The following is an 18,944-nucleotide window of genomic DNA, read 5'->3' as shown; positions in this document are numbered from 1 at the left end:
ACTCCGCGCGGCGATGCCGACCTCTCGCCCTCCGCATCGACACCTCGAGAAAGAACTGCGATGACATCTCACACCTCCTCACGCCCACTCGCCTCCGTGCTCGTCGCGCTCGTCACGACCGGCGCCCTGCTCCTCGGCGCCGCGCCCGCCTCCGGTGAGGGCGCGCACGTCGCTGTCTCAGCGCCCCGCTCCGAGACAGCACGCGCGGGCGAGTCCGCGTCCTCCAGCACACTCGAGGCATCCGACCAGCTGTCGGCGGGACAGTCCATCACCTCCGGCGGACCCGGGGGCGGTTACACCTTCCGGATGCAGGACGACGGGAACGCCGTGACGTACGACGAGGCCGGTCGAGCCGTCTTCAGCACCGGCACCTCGGGACGCGGCAACCGCCTCGTGATGCAGGAGGACGGCAACGCGGTGATCTACGCCGCCGACGATCGCCCGCTCTGGAGCACCGGGACCGACGTCGAGCCGGACGCGCACCTCGTCATCCAGGCGGACGGCAACCTCGTGCTCTACCGCGTCAACGGCTCTCCCGCCTGGGCCCGCAGCATCAACGGCCTGATCGCCGAGCCGCCGCTCAGCACCCTCCTCACCTACGAGGTCCTGCACCGTGGTCACCAGCTCACCTCACCGAACGGTCTCTTCCGCGCTGTGATGCAGCGCGACGGCAACCTCGTCGGCTACGGCCCCGACGGTGTCATCTGGAACACGGGGACTCGCGGGACCGACAACTGGCTGGGCGTGAGGCCGGACAGCATCACGGTCGAGCGCGAGGACGGGACGCGGAAGTGGGTGGCTGAAACGGGGGGCGGGGTCGACCACGTCACCCTCGACGACAGCGGCGTGCTGACCGTTCTCGACGAGGACGACGCCGTGCTCTGGACGAGCCAGTCCGGGCTGCCCGGCGCGCAGATGTACGCCCCCAACACCCTCGAGAGGGACGACCTCCTCCGCTCCGACGACGGCCGCTACCGTGCCGTGATGCAGGCCGACGGCAACTTCGTCGTCTACGGCCCGACCGGAGCGATCTGGCAGACCGCCACCGCCGGCGTCGAGAGCTCGTTCGAGTTCTCGAAGGACGGGACGGCGAAGGTCGTAGCCGGCAACGGCGCCGTCACCTGGGCCTCGCAGCCCGCCGCCGGCGGCGCCCCGTTCCGCCTGGTGATGCAGAGCGACGGCAACCTCGTCGAGTACGACGGACAGGGCCACGCGATCTGGTCCCTCCGCTGACCCCGCCGGGATCGATGCGTCGGCGGACGCGCTGACGTCACCTCCGACGGCCCGGCTCGTGCACACCCTGCACGCGCCGGGCCATCGGCGTCTTCGCGCGCGAGGTCCGGCCCTGCGCGACTCCCCCTCAGAGGTCAGTAGCGGGACGACGCGACAACGACCCTGCGCCCCGCGCCGGAACGCATCGACGTCCAGCAGCAGTGCTTCGGTGAGAGGGAAGACCGTTCGGCGATGCCGCCTCGTCGACGGCGGTGCCGATCTCTCGAGTAAGGAACTGCCATGACATCCACCTCACATCCACGCTCCCTCGCCTCCGGACTCGTCGCGCTCGTCGCGGCGGGAACCCTGCTCCTCGGCGCGACACCCGCCCTCGCCGAGAGCGCCGCCGGAGCAGCATCGTCGCCGAGCGGCTCTCCCGCCTGGTCCGCCGGCGCCGGGACGACCGCCGAACCGCCGTACGACACCCTCGGCGCCGACGGCACCCTCGCGCCGGGCGAGCAGCTGACCTCGAAGAACGGGCTGTTCCGCGCGGTCATGCAGACCGACGGCGACCTCGTCGGCTCCGGCCCCTCGGGCATGATCTGGCACACCGGCACCCACGGCGCGGGCAACCGCTTCGTCCTGCAGCACGACGGTGACGCCGTCGTCCTCGGCGCCGACGGCTCGGTGAAGTGGGCGTCCGGCACCAGCGACGACACTCTCACCGTCCAGCTCGACGACAGCGGAGTGCTGACGCTCGTCGACGACGAGGGCGACCTGGCGTGGGACAGCCAGTCCCAGCTGCCCGGGTCGGTCCTGTACGCACCGAACCACCTCTCGACCGGTGACGTGCTGCGCTCTGACGACGGTCGGTTCCTCGCGGTGATGCAGTCGAACGGGGACCTCGTCGTCCACGGTCCGACGGGCACTGTCTGGCAGAGCGGGACCTCCGGCGTCGACAACGGGCTGTACGTCGCCGAGAACGGCGTCGCGTCGATCTACGACTGGCGCGACACGGTGGTCTGGACGAACGGTCCCGCCTCCGGTGCGGTCGGACCGTTCCGGTTCGTGATGCAGAACGACGGCGCCCTCGTCGAGCACGACGGCCAGGGCCACGTCGTCTGGTCCAGCCGCTGACGGCATCGAACAGCGGGCTCCGCCGAGGCGGTCGGCCCTGCTCCGACGGCCCGGTCGTGCGCCTCCCGCACGGACCGGGCCGCCGTCATGAAGGCCCGAGGTCGGGGCGACGGGCGAGCGAGTGCCTCCGTGATGCCGGCGAGCGCTCGACCGGGACACGGCGTCCCGAGCGCACGCCCGATCCCGCCCCCGCATGCGAGCATTCGAGGATCCGCTCGGCGATGCCGACCTCTCGAGAAAGAACTGCGATGACGCCTCCCTCTTCCTCCCGCTCCGCCGGAGCCTCGCGCTCCACCGGGCCCTCCCGATTCGTCGGCTCCGGGCTCGTCGCGCTCGTCGCGACCGGGGCTCTGCTCTTCACGGCGACGCCGGCGTTCGCCGAGGAGGCGGTGCAGCAGACGCTCTCGTCCTCGTCCTCGTCCTCCTCCGCCGACTCGGCGCCCGCACTCCGGACGGACGCCGACCCGCAGGCCCGCGCCGCCGGCGCGTACTACAACGCGCTGGAGGGCGGCGAGGAGCTCGCCCCCGGCGAGAGCATCGTCTCCGACGACCCCGGACCCGCCTACGAGTTCGTGATGCAGACCGACGGCAACGCCGTCACCTACGGACCCGACGGCCGCGTCGTCTACGCGACCGGCACCGCCGGCCGCGGCGACCACCTCGTCATGCAGACCGACGGCAACGTCGTGATCTACTCCGCCGACGACCGGCCCGTCTGGAGCACCGGCACGAACGACGAGCCCGGTGCGTACCTGATCATCCAGCAGGACGGCAACCTCGTCGTGTCCCGCGAGAACGGCTCCCCCGCCTGGGCGAGCAGCGTCAACGGGAGGATCGCCGAGCCCGCGACCGACACCCTCTTCACCGGCGAGACCCTCCGCGGCGGGCACCGGCTCACCTCCGCCGACGGCCGCTTCCGCGCCGAGATGCAGACCGACGGCAACTTCGTCGGCTACGGCCCGCAGGGCGTCGTCTGGACCACCGGCACGCGCGGCGCCGGCAACCGGCTCGTGCTGCAGTCCGACGGCAACGCCGTGATCTACGGGCCGGACGGCTCGGTCCAGTGGTCCTCCGGAACCCGCGGCTCGGATCTGCGCCTCGGCATCAACAACGCGGGATCGCTGATCATCGTCGACCAGGTCGACACCGTGCTCTGGACCAGCCAGGCGCAGCTGCCCGGCTCGAGCCTCTACGCCGAGAACGGGCTCGCCGCCGGCAGCCTCCTCCGCTCGGCGAACGGCGTCTACCGCGCCGTGATGCAGGGCGACGGCAACTTCGTCGTCTCCGGCCGCTCCGGCCCGATCTGGTCGACGGTCACGTCGGGCGCCGGCAGCTCGTTCAACCTCTACGAGGACGGCTTCATGGCCGTCGTCCGCGGCGACGGCGCCGGGACCTGGACGGTGACGCCCCGCGCCGGCTCGGTCGCTCCGTTCCGCCTCGTCATGCAGGACGACGGCAACCTGGTCGAGTACGACGGCCGCTACCAGGCGGTGTGGGCGAGCCGCTGACCGCGGTCGACTCGACGCTCCGCTGAGCGGGTCCCGCCCTGCGGCGGGCCCGGACCGGCGGAGCACGGTTCGTCGCTGCTCCTCCGCGCGTCGCATGATGGAGGGGTGAGCGACGCCGGCGACTTCATCCGCACGGCGCTGGAGTACGAGGGCGACGTCTGGCGGGCGCAGGACGTGCGCGAGCGACTCGGTGCAGGGCTCGACTCCACCGGAGCCTCCGTCGGCGCCGTGCGCGGGACCGTTCGGGACGCGCTGAAGAAGTTCCGCGGGCTCGAGCACGACGACGTCACCGCGCTGTCATCGGAGCTGTGGGCTCCGCCCGTCTTCGAGACGCGGCTGGCGGGGGTGGTCCTGCTGCAGTCGCGGGTGGCGCTGCTGCGCGCCTCCGATCTCACCCGGTTGGAGGGCTTCGCTCGGGACTCGCGGGTCGACGAGCTCGGCGATCCCCTGGCCGTCGACGTGATCGCTTCCCTGCTGTCCGTGCTGGCAGGCCCCGCTCGCACGCGGGCCGACGCCGTTCTCGACCGCTGGGCCGTCGAGGGCGATCGCCTGGCGCGCGTGGCGGCGCTGGCCCGAGCGACGCGCTGACGATCACGCTGCGGCGGCTCGGTCCTTCGATCAGGCGCTGACCGCGGTTCCGTCCGCGACCGTGATCCGCCGGTCGAAGGCGAGGGTCGCGGGGACGCGGTGCGCGATCAGCACGACCGTGCGGCCCGAGGCGGCGTGCAGCAGGTCGGCGAGCAGGGCGTCGGCCACCGGCGCGTCCACCGAGGCGGTGGGCTCGTCGAGCACCAGCACGTCGAAGTCGGCCAGGAGGGCACGGGCGAGCGCCAGCCGCTGCGCCTGACCGCCCGAGACGAGCGAGCCGCGCTCACCGACCCGGGCGTCGAGACCGCCGCGGGCCGCGGTCCAGGAGGCGAGGCCCACCCGCTCGAGGACGGCGGTCAGCACCGCGTCGTCGGCCTCGGGCCGGGCGAAGAGCAGGTTCTGCCGGATCGTGTCGTCGAAGAGGTAGGGCTGCTGCTCGACGAGGCCGATCAGCCGGCGCAGCTCGTTCTGGGGCAGCGTGCGCGCCTCCACTCCGCCGATCCGATAGGAGCCGGTGTGGTCGAGGAAGCGGACGAGCGCGTGCGCGAGGGTCGTCTTGCCCGAGCCGCTGCCGCCGGTGACGAGGATCCGCTCGCCCGCGCGCAGCTCGAGCGAGACGTCGCGGAGCGCCGGCGTCGCGGCTCCGGGCCAGGAGACGGAGAGGTCGCGGAGGACGATGTCGCGGCCGAGCGGGACGGCGGCCGACGGATCGACGTCGGCGTCGGTCGCCAGCGCCGGCGACGCGGCCTGCGCGTCGAGGTCGGCGAGCCGCTGCGCGCTCGAGAGCGCCGAGCGCGCGCTCTGCACCGCCAGCGGAGCGGCGGCCGCGACCTCGAAGACGGCCAGCGGCACCAGGGCGAGCACCCCGAGCGCCGGGCCGCCGAGCTCGGCGACGGCCGGGACGCCGAGGGCGAGACCCGCCCAGACCGCACCGCCGGAGCACAGGGCGAGGACGGCGGCGGCGAGCCCGGTCGACGCCGCGCGCCGGCGGGCGGCCCGGGTGAGCGCCGCCTCCGCCTGCGCGACGTCGGCGATCGCGGCCTCGGCCGCGTCGAAGGCGATCAGCACGTCGAGCCGGGTGACCAGCAGGTTCAGGCGCTCGGCCAGCTCGCCGCGCAGCGGCGCCAGCTCACGGTCGGCGCGCGCCGAGACCAGCCCCGAGCCGAGGGCTCCGCCGGCGAACGCGAGCACGAGCAGACCGAGCAGCACGGCGCCCATCGCGGGCAGCAGGAGCCAGACGCCCACCACCGCGGCGGCGGAGACCACGGCGGAGACGACCAGCGGCTGCACGATCCGCAGCGGCACGTCCTGCTGGGCGTCGACGTCGGCGACCACCCGCGAGACGAGATCGCCGCGGCGGACCCGACCGAGGCCGTCCGGCGCCACGGGGACCAGCCGGTCGTAGACGCCGGCGCGCAGCTCGGCCAGCGCGCGGAACGCCGCGTCGTGCCCGGAGAGGCGCTCGAGGTAGCGGAAGAACGCTCGCGAGAGCGCGAAGGCGCGCACGCCGACGACGGCCATCGAGAGGAAGAGGATCGGCGGCTGCTCGGCCGCCCGCACGATCAGCCAGGCCGAGCAGGCGAGCAGGGCGACGACCGACGCGGACGACAGCAGCCCGAAGGAGAGTCCTGGGAGGAAGCGCCGCGGCGCCGGCATCGCCGCGCGCAGCACATCGGCGCGGTTCACCGGAGCACCGCCTCGGCGGGGGCGAGTGCGAGCACGGCGTCGGCAGCGGCGATGGTCGCCGGGCGGTGCGTGGCGACGAGCACGATCACGCCCTCGTCGGCGAGAGAGCGGAGCCCGGCGAGCAGCGCGCGCTCCGACTCCTCGTCGAGCGCGGCGGTCGGCTCGTCGAGGACCAGTACGGTGCAGCCGCGCTCGAGGACGCGGTGCACGGCCCGGGCCACGGCGACGCGCGCCGCCTGCCCACCGGACAGTCCGGTGCCGTCCGCGTCGATCCGCCGGCCGGGATCGAGGTCGGCACCCGCGACGGCCAGCGCCCGCAGGACGCGCTCCGGGTCGGGCGAGTGTGAGCCGAGCGCGACGTTCGAGCCGACGGTCCCGGGGAGCAGATCGGGCCGCTGCCCCGACCAGGCGAGCCAGCCGCGATCGGAGGAGCCGTCGACGGCCTCCCCTCCGAGGGCGATCGCGCCGGTCGCGGGAGCGAAGCCGGCGAGGGCGGCGAGAAGGGTCGACTTCCCGGATCCGCTGGGCCCCGTCAGCGCCGTGATCGAGCCGGCGGGCAGGACGGCGTCGACGGGCGCGAGCACGCGGCCCGCACCGTCGTCCACCGCGAGACCGCCCAGCTCGAGCGCTCCCGAGCGGCCGGGCACCGCGGTTCGCCCGGGGACGGTCGCCGCCGCCTCGATGATCGCGAAGGCCTCGTCCGCCGCCTGCACACCGTCCGCCGCCGCATGGAACTCCGCACCGACCTGCCGCACCGGCAGGAACACGTCCGGCGCCAGGACCAGCACGAAGAGCCCGATCGCGAGTCCGAGCGAGCCGTCGACCAGCCGCAGCCCGATCGACACCGCGACGAGCGCGACCGAGAGCGAGCCGGCCAGCTCCAGGACGAAGCTGCTGACGAAGGTCACCCGCAGCACCTTCATGGTGTGCACGCGGTAGTCCTCGGTCAGCGCGCGGATGCGGGCGCTCTGCCGCTCCGCCCGTCCGAAGATCTTCAGCGTGGCCAGTCCGCCGACCGTGTCGACGAAGCCGGAGGCCAGCGCCTGCAGGCGGCTCCACTGCCGCTTCTGCACCGCCTGGGTCGCCCAGCCGATCAGGATCATGAAGACCGGGATCAGCGGCAGGGTGACCACGAGGAAGAGCGCGCTGAGCGGATCCGCGAGGAAGACCACGAACGTCAGGATCGGCGTGGTGATCGCGGTCGCGATCAGCTGCGGCAGGTAGCGGGCGAAGTAGCCGTCGAGCGCGTCGAGCCCGCCGCCGAGCAGGGCGACGACGCCGCCCGAGCCACCCGTGCGGCCGGCCGGACCGAGTGCGACGAGCGAGGCGAGGACCGCCGACCGCAGCTGCGCCTTCGCACCGGCGCCGCCCCGCGCGGCGTTCACCTCGACGGCCCAGGCCAGCAGCGCGCGCACCGCCACGATCCCCAGCAGCGCCGCGAGCGACGGCGCCGGGTCGACGGCCGAGCGCCCGTCGACCGCCCCGGCGACCAGCTGCGCCACCAGCCACGCGAACGCGACCGCGGTCGCCGTGCGGGCCAGCGCGAGCGCCCCGCCGAGCACGAGGAACAGCCGTGCGGAGCGGGCGTAGCGGAGCAGTCGGGGGTCGAGGGGCTTCACGGTCGCGATCGGTCAGTGCGCGTCGACCGGGATGTGGCTCCGGGTGATGCGCTTGCGGAAGATCCAGTAGGTCCAGGCCTGGTAGCCCACGATGAGCGGGACGAAGACCAGCGCCGTCCAGCTCATCACCGTCAGGGTATAGGGCGTGCTCGAGGCGTTCTCGATGGTCAGGCTGTTGGCGACGTCGTTCGAGGCGGGCATCACCGCCGGGAAGAGCGTGGTGAACAGCGCGAGCACCGCGAGGCCGATCGTGCCGGCCAGCAGGGCGAAGGCGCGGCCCTCCCGCCCGCGGAGGTTGGCGAGCCAGGCGAGCACCAGGGCGGTCGCCGCGGCGATCGACAGCAGCCAGGACGGACCGCTCCCCTGCGCCAGGTTCGTCCAGCCGAGGAACACCGCGGCGACCGCGATGGTCACCAGTCCCGCCCGCGTCGCCAGCCGGCGCGCCCGCTCGCGGATCTCGCCGTCGGTCTTCAGCGAGACGAAGACGACGCCGTGGGTGAAGAAGAGCAGGAGCGTCGTCGCGCCGCCGAGCAGCGCGTACGGGTTCAGCAGGTCGAAGACCGTCCCGATGTAGTTGTGGTCGGCGTCCAGCGGGACGCCCTGCACGATGTTCGCGAAGGCGACGCCCCAGAGGAACGCGGGCACGGCCGAGCCGACCACGATCATCGTGTCGAACCGCTTCTTCCAGGCGGCCTCGGGGCGCTGGTGCCGGTACTCGAAGGAGACGCCGCGGGCGATCAGCGCCAGCAGGATCAGCAGCAGCGGCAGGTAGAAGCCGCTGAAGAGCGTCGCGTACCACTCGGGGAACGCGGCGAACATCGCCGCTCCCGCGACGATGACCCAGGTCTCGTTGAGGTCCCAGACCGGCCCGATCGTGTTGATCAGGACGCGGCGGTCGGTGTCGTCGCGGCCGAGGAACGGCAGTGACATCCCGACGCCGAAGTCGAAGCCGTCGAGGACGAAGTAGCCGATGAAGAAGACGGCGACGATCCAGAACCAGAGCGTGGCGAGATCGAGCGATCCGAGGTCCATGTGCGCAGTGCCCTTCTCAGTAGACGGTGCCGACGAGCTGCGGGCGACCGCTCTCCTCGTCGATCTCGGGGGCGTCGTCGGGGCCGGCCTGGGCCGCCCGCTTGATCAGCCGGAACTCGACGACCGCGAGGGTGCCGTAGATCGCGGTGAAGGCGATCAGCGAGATCAGCACCTCGAGGCCGCTGACCCCGGGCGAGACGCCGTCCGCGGTCTTCAGCAGGCCGAAGACCAGCCAGGGCTGGCGGCCCATCTCGGTGAAGACCCAGCCGACGATCATCGCCATCAGCGGCAGCGGTGCCGCCCAGATCGCGATCTTCCACATCCACTGCTTCGGCTGCCGGCCCTTGCGGGTGAACCAGAGGCCGGCGGCCGCGACGCCGATGGCGAGGACGCCGAGCGCCATCATCCAGCGGAACGACCAGTAGGTGATCCAGATGATCGGCGTGTAGTCACCGGGGCCGTAGACCGCGCTGTACTGCGCCTGCAGGTCGTTGATGCCCTCGACGGTCCCGGTGAAGGTGTGCGTCGAGAGGAAGGAGAGCAGATAGGGGATGCGGATCGAGAAGAGCTCGCTCGAGCCGTCGGGAGTGCCCCAGGTGAAGACCGAGAACGAGGCGTCGACGCCGGTGGACGTCGTGTAGAGCGCCTCCGCGGCCGCCATCTTCATCGGCTGCGTGTCGACCATCGCGAGGCCGAGCGAGTCGCCGGTGAAGAGGGTGAGGCCACCGCTGATCAGCATCATCCAGGCGCCGAACTTCAGCGCGGGGCGCATCGTCTCGAGGTGCTGGTTCCGCGAGAGGTGGTACGCGGCGACGCTGACGATCACCGCGGCCGAGACCATGAAGCAGGCGAAGATCGTGTGCGGAAAAGCGGCGAGCGCGACCTTGTTGGTCAGCAGGGCCCAGATGTCGGTGAGCTCGGCGCGGCCCTTGGCCTCGTTGATCCGGAAGCCGACCGGGTTCTGCATGAAGGCGTTCGCGGCGATGATGAAGTAGGCCGAGAGCGTCGTGCCGAGCGTGGTGAGCCAGATCGTCGCGAGGTGCAGCTTCGCCGGGAGCTTGTCCCAGCCGAAGATCCAGAGGCCGATGAACGTCGCCTCGAGGAAGAACGCGAGCAGGCCCTCGAAGGCGAGCGGGGCCCCGAAGACGTCGCCGACGAAGCGGGAGTAGTCGCTCCAGTTCATCCCGAACTGGAACTCCTGGACGATGCCGGTGACCACGCCCATTGCGAAGTTGATCAGGAAGATCTTCCCGAAGAACTTCGTCAGCTGCAGGTAGTGCACGCGACCGGTGCGCACCCAGCAGGTCTGGAAGATCGCCACTGTGAGCGCCATGCCGATCGTCAGCGGCACGAAGAGGAAGTGGTAGATCGTCGTCAGGCCGAACTGCCAGCGCGACAGGAGGAGCGGGTCCAGGAGTTCGTTCACGGCTCCGAGCCTAGGTCGGCCGGAGGGGCGCGATGCCCTCGGATCCCAGTACTGGGGCGGATGTGCGCCTCCCGCGGGGCCCCTGGCGACACCCTTCCGGGGCGGTCCGCGCGGCCCGCCGCCGGCCCGCGCGTCAGCGACGTCTCGACGTCGAGACAGAGCGTCTCCACGTCGAGAGATCTCCGCCCGTGGGTCCGGTCGAGCAGCGCCCGCGTCCGTCAGAGGGTCGGCGACGGACCTCTCGACGGCGAGCGACCACGTGCGCCGACGCTTCCCGCTGTCGAGCTCGCATCTTCACAGGTCTTTCCCAGTCGCCCCGGCGTCGCGCGTCCGCCGTGGGAGATCGTGCGCCGTCACCGCGCGACGCTCGCGGCTCCCGCTCGGCCGCGCCCCCTACGATCGAGGGATGCCGAGCAAGGGGAGCTACGCCAAGGGTGTCGCGAAGCGCGAGGAGATTCTGCAGACCGCCCTCGAGGTGTTCTCGCGGCAGGGGTACCGCAAGGCCTCGCTGCGCGAGATCTCGGAGGAGGTCGGCCTGACGCAGGCGGGGCTCCTGCACTACTTCGACTCGAAGGAGGAGCTCTTCGCCGAGGTCCTCCGCAAGCGCGACGACACCGACCGCGCCGTCTACGACCTCGAGCAGAAGGGCGACCGGGCGATCGAGCAGGTCGTCGAGCTGATCCGTCACAACAGCGAGGTGCCCGGTCTCGTCCACCTCTACGCGACGCTCTCCGCCGATGCGACCGACGAGTCGCATCCCGCGCACGAGTTCTTCGTCGAGCGCTATCGGACCGTCAACGAGGTCTTCGCCGCCCGCGTCCGCGAGGACCAGAGCGAGGGGCTCATCGCGGCCGACATCGACCCCGAGCTCGCGGCGAAGATGATCACCGCGCTCTCCGACGGCTTGCAGGTGCAGTGGCTGCTCGACGACCGGGTCGACATGGGCTCGATCGTCGAGACCTTCTGGTCGCTGCTCAAGCGGGTCCGCTGAGATGCCGGAGCGCACGCGCCCGTGAACGACGCTCTGACCGGCATCCTCGCCTTCGTCGTGAGCGTGCCGCCCGTCTGGCGGACGCTGCTGGCCGGCCTCGCCGTCTTCTTCGAGACGACGATCCTCGCCGGGCTGATCGTGCCGGGCGACACCGTCGTGATCGTCAGCGCGACCGGCGTGACGTCTCCCCTGCAGTTCGTCGCCCTCGCGATCGCCGTGATCATCGGGGCGCTCTGCGGCGAATCGGTCGGCTTCTACCTGGGCCGCTGGTTCGGCCCGCGCATCCGCGGCTCGCGCCTCGGCCGCCGCCTCGGCGAGAAGAACTGGCTGCGGGCCGAGCGCTACCTCGCGCGTCGCGGCGGCATCGCCGTGTTCCTCTCGCGCTTCCTCCCGGTGCTGCACTCCCTCATCCCGCTCACCGTCGGGATGAGCGGCATGAGCTACCGGACCTTCATGGCCTGGACGACGCCCGCGTGCATCCTCTGGTCGTTCGCGTACGTCGGCGTCGGGGCCGCCGCGGCGGGCGGCTACCGCGAGCTGTCGGACAGCCTGCACTACGCGGGCTACCTCTTCGTCGGAGCGATCGTGGTCTTCGTGCTGGTCGTCATCGGAGTCAAGAAGCTCCTCTCACGCGCAGAGGCGCGTCACCTCGACGAGTGACGCGCCTCCGGGCCTGAGCGGGTCGGGTCAGCCGATCAGGCCGGCCGAGGTGAGCCACTCGGTCGCGATGGCCGCGGCCGACTTCTGCTCGTTGACGCTCTCGGAGTTCAGCGCGACGAGGTCGTCGGCGGTCAGCTTCGCGCTGACGCCGTTGATGATCTCGGCGGCGTCGTCGTCGACCTTCTCGGAGACGATCGGCACCACGTTGTCCGCGACGAACAGGCCGTCGGGGTCGGCGAGGGGCAGCAGATCGTTCGACTCGATGTTCGGGTCGGCGGTGTAGATGTTCGCCATCTGGATCTGGTTGCTGGCCAGCGCGTCGACGGTCGTCGATCCGCCGCTGTCCTCGATCGCCTGGAACGTCGTGGCGATGCCGTACTTCGACTGCAGAGCGTCGGGCCCGTAGGGACGGGTCTGCAGCTCGGAGTTGCCGCCGAGCACGATCGGGTCGGTGACGTTCTTCAGCGAGGCGATGTCGGTCAGGTTCCACTGGTCGGCGAAGGCCTGGGTGACCGTGTAGGAGTTCTGGTCGCTCGCGTCCGCGGCGTCGAGCGCGCGCAGTCCGTCGGGCAGGGCGTCGGTGAGCGCCGAGTAGACGTCGTCGGCCGTGGTCGCGGTCGTGTCCGGCTCCAGAGCCTGCAGGAGGCTGCCGCCGTACTCGGGGAACACGTCGATCGAGCCGCTCTCGATCTCGGGCAGGTAGATCTCGCGCTGACCGATGCGGAAGTCGCGCTGCACGGTCATCCCCCCGTCCTCGAGGGCCTGCGCGTAGATCTCGGCGATGATCTCGTTCGAGTAGTAGTCCTGCGAGCCGATGACGATGGTGTCGCCGCCGGTGGTCGCTCCCGATCCTTCGTCGAGCGGATCGCTGGACGAGCACCCTGCCAGCGCCACCACGGCGCCGACCGCGAGTGCGCTGAGAACGACACGGCCCTTCTTGGTTGCTGTGAACATCTCTTATTTCCCTTCGTCGATGGGGATTCCCACCACCGCGCGGCGTCGGAGTGACGACGCGCGGAAACCTGAGCGCTCGGTCGTGGCGCGGCCGAGGCCGAGCACGACTCCGCGGGGCACGGCGATCCGCTGGAGGACTGCGAACAGCACCTCGCTGAGCAGCGTGAGCACGATCACGATGATCGATCCCGCGAGCATCTGCGGGTAGTCGCCCGCCTTCACGCCCTGGAAGATGTAGCGGCCGAGGCCGCCGGCGCCGATGTAGTCGGCGAGTGTGGCCGTCGCGATGATCTGCAGGGCCGCGACGCGCAGACCGCCGATCAGCAGCGGCAGGCCGAGCGGGATCTCGACCTTCGCCAGGATCTGCCACTCCGTCATGCCGACGGAGCGCGCGGCGTCGACGGTGCGGCGGTCGACCGCCTCGAGCCCGGAGTAGGCGCCCGCGAGGATCGACGGGATCGCCATGATCACCAGTGCGATCAGCGGGGCGCCCAGGCCGAGGCCGAGGCTCATCGCCGCGAGCACCAGCACGCCGAGCGTGGGCAGCGCGCGGAGGCCGCCGGCGACGGGCACCGCGATGCCCTTGCCCTTGCCGGTGTGCCCGATGAGGTAGCCGAGCGGGATGGCGATGGCCGCGGCGATGACCAGCACGATGAGGCTGATGCCGAGGTGCTGCGCGACGCGCGTCGGGACGCCGTAGATGCCCTCCCAGTGCGTCGGGTCGCCGATCCAGGCGAAGGCCTGGGCGATGAGGTTCACGCGGTCACCGCCTTCGCGCTCGCGGCGCTCCTGCGGCGGGAGCGGCTTCGGTCGAGGGTGGTCCACGGCATCAGCAGGCGCCCGAGCAGGACGAGGAGTCCGTCGAGCACGAGGGCCAGCACGATCGTGAGCACGATGCCGGTGATGATCTCGCCCTGGATGCCGCGCTGGAAGCCGTCGGTGAAGAGCAGGCCGAGACTCTGGATGCCCAGCACCGCGCCGACCGTCACGAGGCTGACCGTGCTCACCGTGACCACGCGCAGGCCCGAGAGCAGGACGGGACCGGCGAGCGGGAACTCGACCTTCCAGAACCGCGCCCAGGCGGAGTAGCCCATCGCCGTCGCCGACTGGGTCACGTCCTCCGACACCGCCGAGAGCGCGTCGGAGGTGGTCCGCACCATCAGCGCGATGCCGTAGAGCGTCAGGCCGATGATGACGTTCGCGGTGGAGCGCAGCGGGATGCCGAGCAGCGCGGGCAGCAGGATGAACATCGCCAGCGACGGGATCGCGTAGAGCACGCCGAGCCCGGTGAGCAGCGTGCCGCGGCTCCAGCGGTAGCGGTTGGCGACCCAGCCGAACGGCAGCGAGATCACGAAGCTGAGCAGGATCGGCGGAACCGAGAGCGCGAGGTGCGCCAGCAGGTTCGCGAGGATCTGATCGGTGTTGTTGACGACCCAGTTCACGCGCCGACGCCGTCCTGCGCGCGCAGGACGCCGGTCGGCCGCCCGTCGCCGTCGACGACGATCCGGGCGCCGTCGCGCTCCTCGATCGACAGCGACCGCTTGCCGCGATCGGCGCCGACGAAGCCGGCGACGAACTCGCTGGCCGGGTTCGCGAGGATCTCGGCGGGCGAGCCCTTCTGCGCGATCCGGCCGCCCTTCTCGAGGATGACGACCTGATCGCCGAGCAGGAACGCCTCGTCGATGTCGTGGGTGACGAAGACGACCGTCTTGTCGAGCTCGCGCTGCAGGCGGAGCGTCTCGCGCTGGAGGTCGGCGCGCACGAGCGGATCGACGGCGCCGAACGGCTCGTCCATCAGCAGGATGTTCGGGTCGACGGCGAGGCCGCGCGCGACGCCGACGCGCTGCTGCTGACCGCCGGAGAGCTGGCTCGGGTACCGGGTGGCGAGGGAGCGGTCGAGGCCGACGGTGTCCATCAGCTCGAGCGCGCGGTCGTGGGCGGGCTTCTTCGCGACGCCGTTCAGCCGCGGCACCGTGGCGATGTTGTCGATCACCCGGCGGTGCGGCAGGAGACCGGAGTTCTGCATCACGTAGCCGATGCGGCGGCGGAGCGAGACGGCGGGGAGCCTGGAGATGTCCTCGCCGTCGATCTCGATCGTGCCGCCGGTCGGCTCGATCATGCGGTTGATCATCCGCAGGATCGTCGTCTTGCCGCAGCCGGACGAGCCGACGAAGACGGTGGTCTGCCGGGAGGGCAGCACGAGCGAGAAGTCGTCCACCGCCCGCGTGCCGTCCGGATACTGCTTGCTCACTCCGCGGAATTCGATCACGGTCCTGCTCTTCCCTGTCCCGTGGTCCCGGTCAGAACCTGGCGATCAGCAAAACATCATTCGGAGACGCGTGCCAACCCGGATGGCGCAGTGTTGCACCGGAGCGTGGAAAGAGCTAGGCCGTCGGCGGCCGTCGCGGTCAGGCCTCGATCGGCCCGTAGTGCATCGAGAGGTAGTTGCGCAGCAGCACCCGTGCCTCGTCGATGAAGCGCTGGTCACCGGCCGGGTCGATGAGGAAGGCGCGGGTGAGCATCGCGTCCGCGACCTCGATCACGACCTCGAGGCGGAACGACAGCTGAGCGCCCCCGGGCAGGCCGTACTCGGAGGCCAGGATCTCGGCGAAGCGGCGGGCGAAGAAGCCGGCCTCGAACGCCTCCCCCGCGACCTCGGGAGCGTGGATCGTGTCGACGAAGCGGATCGAGCGGAAGCCGGCCTCGGTGCGGTGCATCTCGCAGAACGCGTCGACCGCGCAGTCGACGGCGCCCCACCAGTCCGCCGGGTGCTTCTCGCGGATGTCGGTGATGACCTTCTTGCGGAAGCGCTCGAGCGCGCGCTCGCGCAGGGCCTGGAGCACGGCGATGCGGTCGGGGAAGTAGCGGTAGACGGTGCCGATCGCGGCGCCCGCGCGCTCGGCCACCATCGCGGTGGTCAGGCGGTCGAAGCCGACCTCGTCGACCACGGCCGCGGCGGCGTCGAGGAGGGAGGCCAGCCGGGCCGCGCTGCGGACCTGGACCGGCTCGTTGCGGACCTGAGGCGACTCTCCGAAAGGTCGATCGACGAGGTTTCCAAGCGGCACGGCGAAGCTCCTTCGGTATCGGTTTCTACAATCGTACGCACGCGGACGTGCCGTTCGCGTCGAATCACCGAATGTCTCTCGCTTTCTTCGCCCCGCGTAGGGTGGGCGCGCAGCGGCACCCCAGGAGGACCCATGTGCGGACGCTTCGTCCTCTCGCAGACCAGCGCCGACCTGGTCGCGCTCTTCGACATCGACGAGCCCGGCGCGGATCTTCCGGGCCCGTCCTGGAACATCGCACCGACGCAGCGGATCGCCGTCGTCGCGGAGTCGATGAAGGGCGTGGAGGAGGGCGAGCCGCCGCGCCGCCGCCTGGCCGGAGCGCGCTGGGGCCTGGTGCCGCGCTCGGCCGCGGATCCCTCCGGAGCGCCGCTCTTCAACGCGCGGATCGAGTCGGTCGCCGAGAAGCCCTCCTTCCGCGAGTCCTTCGCGGCGCGACGGGCGATCGTGCCGGCCTCCGGCTGGTACGAGTGGCGGGTCGGCGCCGACGGCGCGAAGGCGCCCGTGTTCGTCTCCCCGGGCGGTGGCGCGCTCGTGCTGTTCGCCGGGCTGTACGAGTGGTGGCGCTCGGCGGAGCCCGGTGCGCCGTGGCTGCTGTCGGCGACGATCCTGACGCGCCCGTCCGCGGGCGCCGTCGCCGACGTGCACGAGCGGATGCCCGTGCTGCTGCAGCCGGAGCTGATCGAGGACTGGCTGGACCCGCTCACGCCGGGCGACGGCTCGCTGCTGCGCGCGGCGTCCGACGGCGCGGCCGAGCTGGCCGAGGAGCTCGACGTGCACCGCGTCGGCGCCGCGGTCGGCACGGTGGGCAGCAACGGGCCGGAGCTGATCGAGCCCGTCGAGGACTGAGCCGGACCGGCGTCGCTCCACCGGCGGAGCGCGGCGCCCGCCGGACGGGGGCGTCCGGCTGTCGGGGCCGTCTGGCACACTGGGCGGATGCCGCTGACGCCTGAGAGCAAACCGATGAGCGCCGGGGCGGCCGAGGTCCTGCACCGCGCCGCACGCATCGAGGACCGGATCCACGCGCTGCGCATGCGCCGGGTGACGCGCAAGGGCTACGTGCCGCGGGTCATCCCCTACACCGGCTACGGCACCACCGAGCAGCTCCGCGTGCTCGCGCGCGTCCTCTACACCCGGCCCACCCCGCCCGGGGCGGAGGAGGTCCAGCCCGTGGAGAGCGTCCGCGGCTGGCGCAGCTTCACGAGCCTCTACATCAGCGGCGCGGTCGTCTCGGTCTCGGTGGACGGGCAGAGCCACCGGATGGTCGCGGACCGCGGCGGGGTGATCGACACCGACATCCCGATCACGCTCGAGCCGGGCTGGCACCGCATCACCCTCACGGTCGAGGGCGGCGCGCCGGTCGAGGCCCCCGTGTTCATCGTGCGGCCGGAGGCGAGGATCGGCGTCGTGTCCGACGTCGACGACACGGTCATGGTCACGGCGCTCCCCCGGCCCTTCGTCGCCGCCTGGAACACCTTCGTGCTCGACGAGCACGCGCGGATGCCCACGCCGGGGATGGCCGTCTTCCTCGACCGCTTCTCGCGGCAGAACCCGGGCTCGCCCGTCATCTACCTCTCCACCGGCGCCTGGAACGTGGCGCCGGCGCTGACGCGGTTCCTCTCGCGGCACCTCTACCCGGCGGGGGCGCTGCTCCTGACCGACTGGGGGCCGACGCACGACCGCTGGTTCCGCAGCGGCAAGCAGCACAAGGAGGAGAACCTCCGCCGGCTCGCCGTCGAGTTCCCCGACGTGCGCTGGCTGCTGGTCGGCGACGACGGGCAGCACGACGAGGAGATCTACTCCGACTTCGCGCACGAGCACCCCGAGAGGGTCGCCGCGATCGCGATCCGCCAGCTCTCCAACGGCGAGGCGGTGCTCGCCGGCGGCCGCTCGAAGGCGGCCGACCTCTCGGAGACGAGCGGCACCCCGTGGGTCTACGCGCCGGACGGCGCCGGCATCTCCGAGCAGCTGACCGAGCTCGGCATCCTCTAGCCCGGCCCCTCGTCGCCGTACTCAGCAGGACCGGTCTGCGGACTCGACTCCCGGCGATGGTGGATCTCGATGCGCCCGCTCCGCGGGCTACTCGATCGGCATGAAGCCATGCTGGTCGAGTAGCCCCGCAGGGGCGTATCGAGACCCGCCGTCACCAGCAGGGCGGGACTGCAGACCCGCCGTCCGGCGACGGTGGATCTCGATACGCCCGCTGCGCGGGCTACTCGATCAGCATGGGCTCGATCAGCACGAGGTGGGTGCGCGGACGACCGAGGCCGCCCGCTCCCCGGGTGGGGAGGGGCGGCCTCGGTCGTGGGGGACGGACTACGCCTGGTGCGCGGCCTGGAGGTCGAGCGTGATGGTGACCTTCTCGCCGATGAGCACGCCACCGGTCTCGAGGGCGGCGTTGTAGGTGAGACCGAAGTCGGTGCGGTCGATGGTCGCCTTGGCGGTCAGACCGGCCTTGTAGTTGCCGTAGGGGTCGGAGCCGAAGCCGCCGAACTCGACCTCGAAGGTCACGGGCTTGGTGACGTCCTTGATGGTGAGCTCGCCGTCGACGAGGAAGTCGTCGCCGTTCGCGCGGACCGCGGTCGACACGAAGTGGATCGAGGGGTACTTCTCGGCCTCGAAGAAGTCGCCGGTGCGGAGGTGTCCGTCGCGGTTGGGCTCGTTGGTGTTGATGGAGGCGACCTCGGCGGTGGCCTCGACCTTGGAGTCCAGCGGGTTCTCGCCGGTGGTGAAGGTGGCGGTGAAGCGCTCGAACTTGCCCTTGACCTTGCTGATCATCAGGTGGCGGACGCTGAAGCCGACCTCGCTGTGCGTGGGGTCGATGACCCAGGTGCCGGCGCGGTATCCGGGGATGGTGGTGGTGTCGCTCATGGTTTCTCCTCGAGAGTGTGAATCGCGCGGGAAGCTCGTCCCCGTCCGATGTATGCAAGCGCATCGACGGATCGAGTATTCCATGTAGCGACAACCTTTTTCGACAACGGACCCCTGTCCGACGACTGATGGACACTTCCACGCCGCCTTCCACCCTCGGAAGGGGCACAGACGACCGCCACCGCCCGGGTGAGTCCG

At 71.5% G+C, this 18,944-nt stretch carries 18 protein-coding genes; 8 read left to right on the top strand and 10 right to left on the bottom strand.

Annotated elements, in window-relative coordinates:
- Positions 1-60 precede the first annotated feature (60 nt).
- From EDF17_RS05800 to EDF17_RS05785, 4 genes are all read left to right on the top strand, one after another.
- Entirely contained in the window at positions 61-1,233 is a 1,173-nt protein-coding gene (locus EDF17_RS05800; RefSeq protein WP_123445601.1) for a hypothetical protein, read from the top strand.
- Positions 1,234-1,512: 279 nt separating this feature from the next.
- Complete coding sequence (locus EDF17_RS05795; protein ID WP_123445600.1) at positions 1,513-2,349, top strand: hypothetical protein; 837 nt, start codon at positions 1,513-1,515, stop codon at positions 2,347-2,349.
- Between the two features lie 248 nt (positions 2,350-2,597).
- Entirely contained in the window at positions 2,598-3,857 is a 1,260-nt protein-coding gene (locus EDF17_RS05790; RefSeq protein WP_166649609.1) for a hypothetical protein, read from the top strand.
- A 105-nt stretch (positions 3,858-3,962) separates the two neighbouring features.
- Positions 3,963-4,445 (top strand): DNA alkylation repair protein, encoded by a 483-nt coding sequence (locus EDF17_RS05785; protein ID WP_123445598.1) that lies wholly within the window; start codon positions 3,963-3,965, stop codon positions 4,443-4,445.
- A gap of 30 nt (positions 4,446-4,475) precedes the next feature.
- Here the strand turns inward: EDF17_RS05785 and cydC are convergent, their stop codons facing one another.
- From cydC to EDF17_RS05765, 4 genes are read right to left on the bottom strand one after another with little or no spacing between them, the layout of a single operon-like run.
- A complete protein-coding gene (gene cydC / locus EDF17_RS05780) occupies positions 4,476-6,131 on the bottom strand; it encodes a thiol reductant ABC exporter subunit CydC (protein WP_260321492.1) in 1,656 nt (551 codons plus the stop codon).
- A complete protein-coding gene (cydD, locus tag EDF17_RS05775; protein WP_123445597.1) occupies positions 6,128-7,750 on the bottom strand; it encodes a thiol reductant ABC exporter subunit CydD in 1,623 nt (540 codons plus the stop codon). Before cydD ends, cydC begins: the two co-directional genes overlap by 4 nt.
- A gap of 12 nt (positions 7,751-7,762) precedes the next feature.
- A complete protein-coding gene (cydB, locus tag EDF17_RS05770; RefSeq protein WP_123445596.1) occupies positions 7,763-8,782 on the bottom strand; it encodes a cytochrome d ubiquinol oxidase subunit II in 1,020 nt (339 codons plus the stop codon).
- 16 nt (positions 8,783-8,798) lie between these two features.
- A complete protein-coding gene (locus EDF17_RS05765) occupies positions 8,799-10,208 on the bottom strand; it encodes a cytochrome ubiquinol oxidase subunit I (protein WP_123445595.1) in 1,410 nt (469 codons plus the stop codon).
- Between the two features lie 406 nt (positions 10,209-10,614).
- Between EDF17_RS05765 and EDF17_RS05760 the strand changes: the two genes are divergently transcribed.
- Positions 10,615-11,199: a TetR/AcrR family transcriptional regulator gene (locus tag EDF17_RS05760; RefSeq protein WP_123445594.1), complete on the top strand. Its 585-nt coding sequence runs from the start codon at positions 10,615-10,617 to the stop codon at positions 11,197-11,199.
- A gap of 21 nt (positions 11,200-11,220) precedes the next feature.
- Entirely contained in the window at positions 11,221-11,859 is a 639-nt protein-coding gene (locus EDF17_RS05755; RefSeq protein ID WP_123445593.1) for a DedA family protein, read from the top strand.
- Positions 11,860-11,886: 27 nt separating this feature from the next.
- Here the strand turns inward: EDF17_RS05755 and EDF17_RS05750 are convergent, their stop codons facing one another.
- From EDF17_RS05750 to EDF17_RS05730, 5 genes are all read right to left on the bottom strand, one after another.
- A complete protein-coding gene (locus EDF17_RS05750; protein ID WP_123445592.1) occupies positions 11,887-12,813 on the bottom strand; it encodes an ABC transporter substrate-binding protein in 927 nt (308 codons plus the stop codon).
- Positions 12,814-12,816: 3 nt separating this feature from the next.
- A complete protein-coding gene (locus tag EDF17_RS05745; protein ID WP_123445591.1) occupies positions 12,817-13,572 on the bottom strand; it encodes an ABC transporter permease in 756 nt (251 codons plus the stop codon).
- On the bottom strand, positions 13,569-14,255 hold the full coding sequence (locus EDF17_RS05740; protein WP_123445590.1) for an ABC transporter permease subunit: 687 nt from the start codon (positions 14,253-14,255) through the stop codon (positions 13,569-13,571). Before EDF17_RS05740 ends, EDF17_RS05745 begins: the two co-directional genes overlap by 4 nt.
- Entirely contained in the window at positions 14,252-15,082 is an 831-nt protein-coding gene (locus EDF17_RS05735; protein ID WP_123445589.1) for an ATP-binding cassette domain-containing protein, read from the bottom strand. Before EDF17_RS05735 ends, EDF17_RS05740 begins: the two co-directional genes overlap by 4 nt.
- A 139-nt stretch (positions 15,083-15,221) precedes the next feature.
- On the bottom strand, positions 15,222-15,878 hold the full coding sequence (locus tag EDF17_RS05730; protein ID WP_123445588.1) for a TetR family transcriptional regulator: 657 nt from the start codon (positions 15,876-15,878) through the stop codon (positions 15,222-15,224).
- 132 nt (positions 15,879-16,010) lie between these two features.
- Here EDF17_RS05730 and EDF17_RS05725 point away from each other — a divergent pair, with 132 nt between their 5' ends.
- Both EDF17_RS05725 and EDF17_RS05720 read left to right on the top strand, forming a co-directional pair.
- Positions 16,011-16,724 (top strand): SOS response-associated peptidase, encoded by a 714-nt coding sequence (locus tag EDF17_RS05725; protein ID WP_123445587.1) that lies wholly within the window; start codon positions 16,011-16,013, stop codon positions 16,722-16,724.
- 114 nt (positions 16,725-16,838) lie between these two features.
- Entirely contained in the window at positions 16,839-17,867 is a 1,029-nt protein-coding gene (locus EDF17_RS05720) for a phosphatase domain-containing protein (RefSeq protein ID WP_243732797.1), read from the top strand.
- A 324-nt stretch (positions 17,868-18,191) separates the two neighbouring features.
- On the opposite strand, the gene EDF17_RS05715 is transcribed toward EDF17_RS05720, so the two are convergent.
- Positions 18,192-18,746: a YceI family protein gene (locus tag EDF17_RS05715; RefSeq protein ID WP_123445585.1), complete on the bottom strand. Its 555-nt coding sequence runs from the start codon at positions 18,744-18,746 to the stop codon at positions 18,192-18,194.
- Between the last annotated feature and the right edge of the window lie 198 nt (positions 18,747-18,944).

This window comes from Rathayibacter sp. PhB1, from assembly GCF_004362935.1.
GTDB lineage: Bacteria > Actinomycetota > Actinomycetes > Actinomycetales > Microbacteriaceae > Rathayibacter > Rathayibacter festucae.
This window is presented reverse-complemented; position numbering and strand designations above follow the sequence as displayed.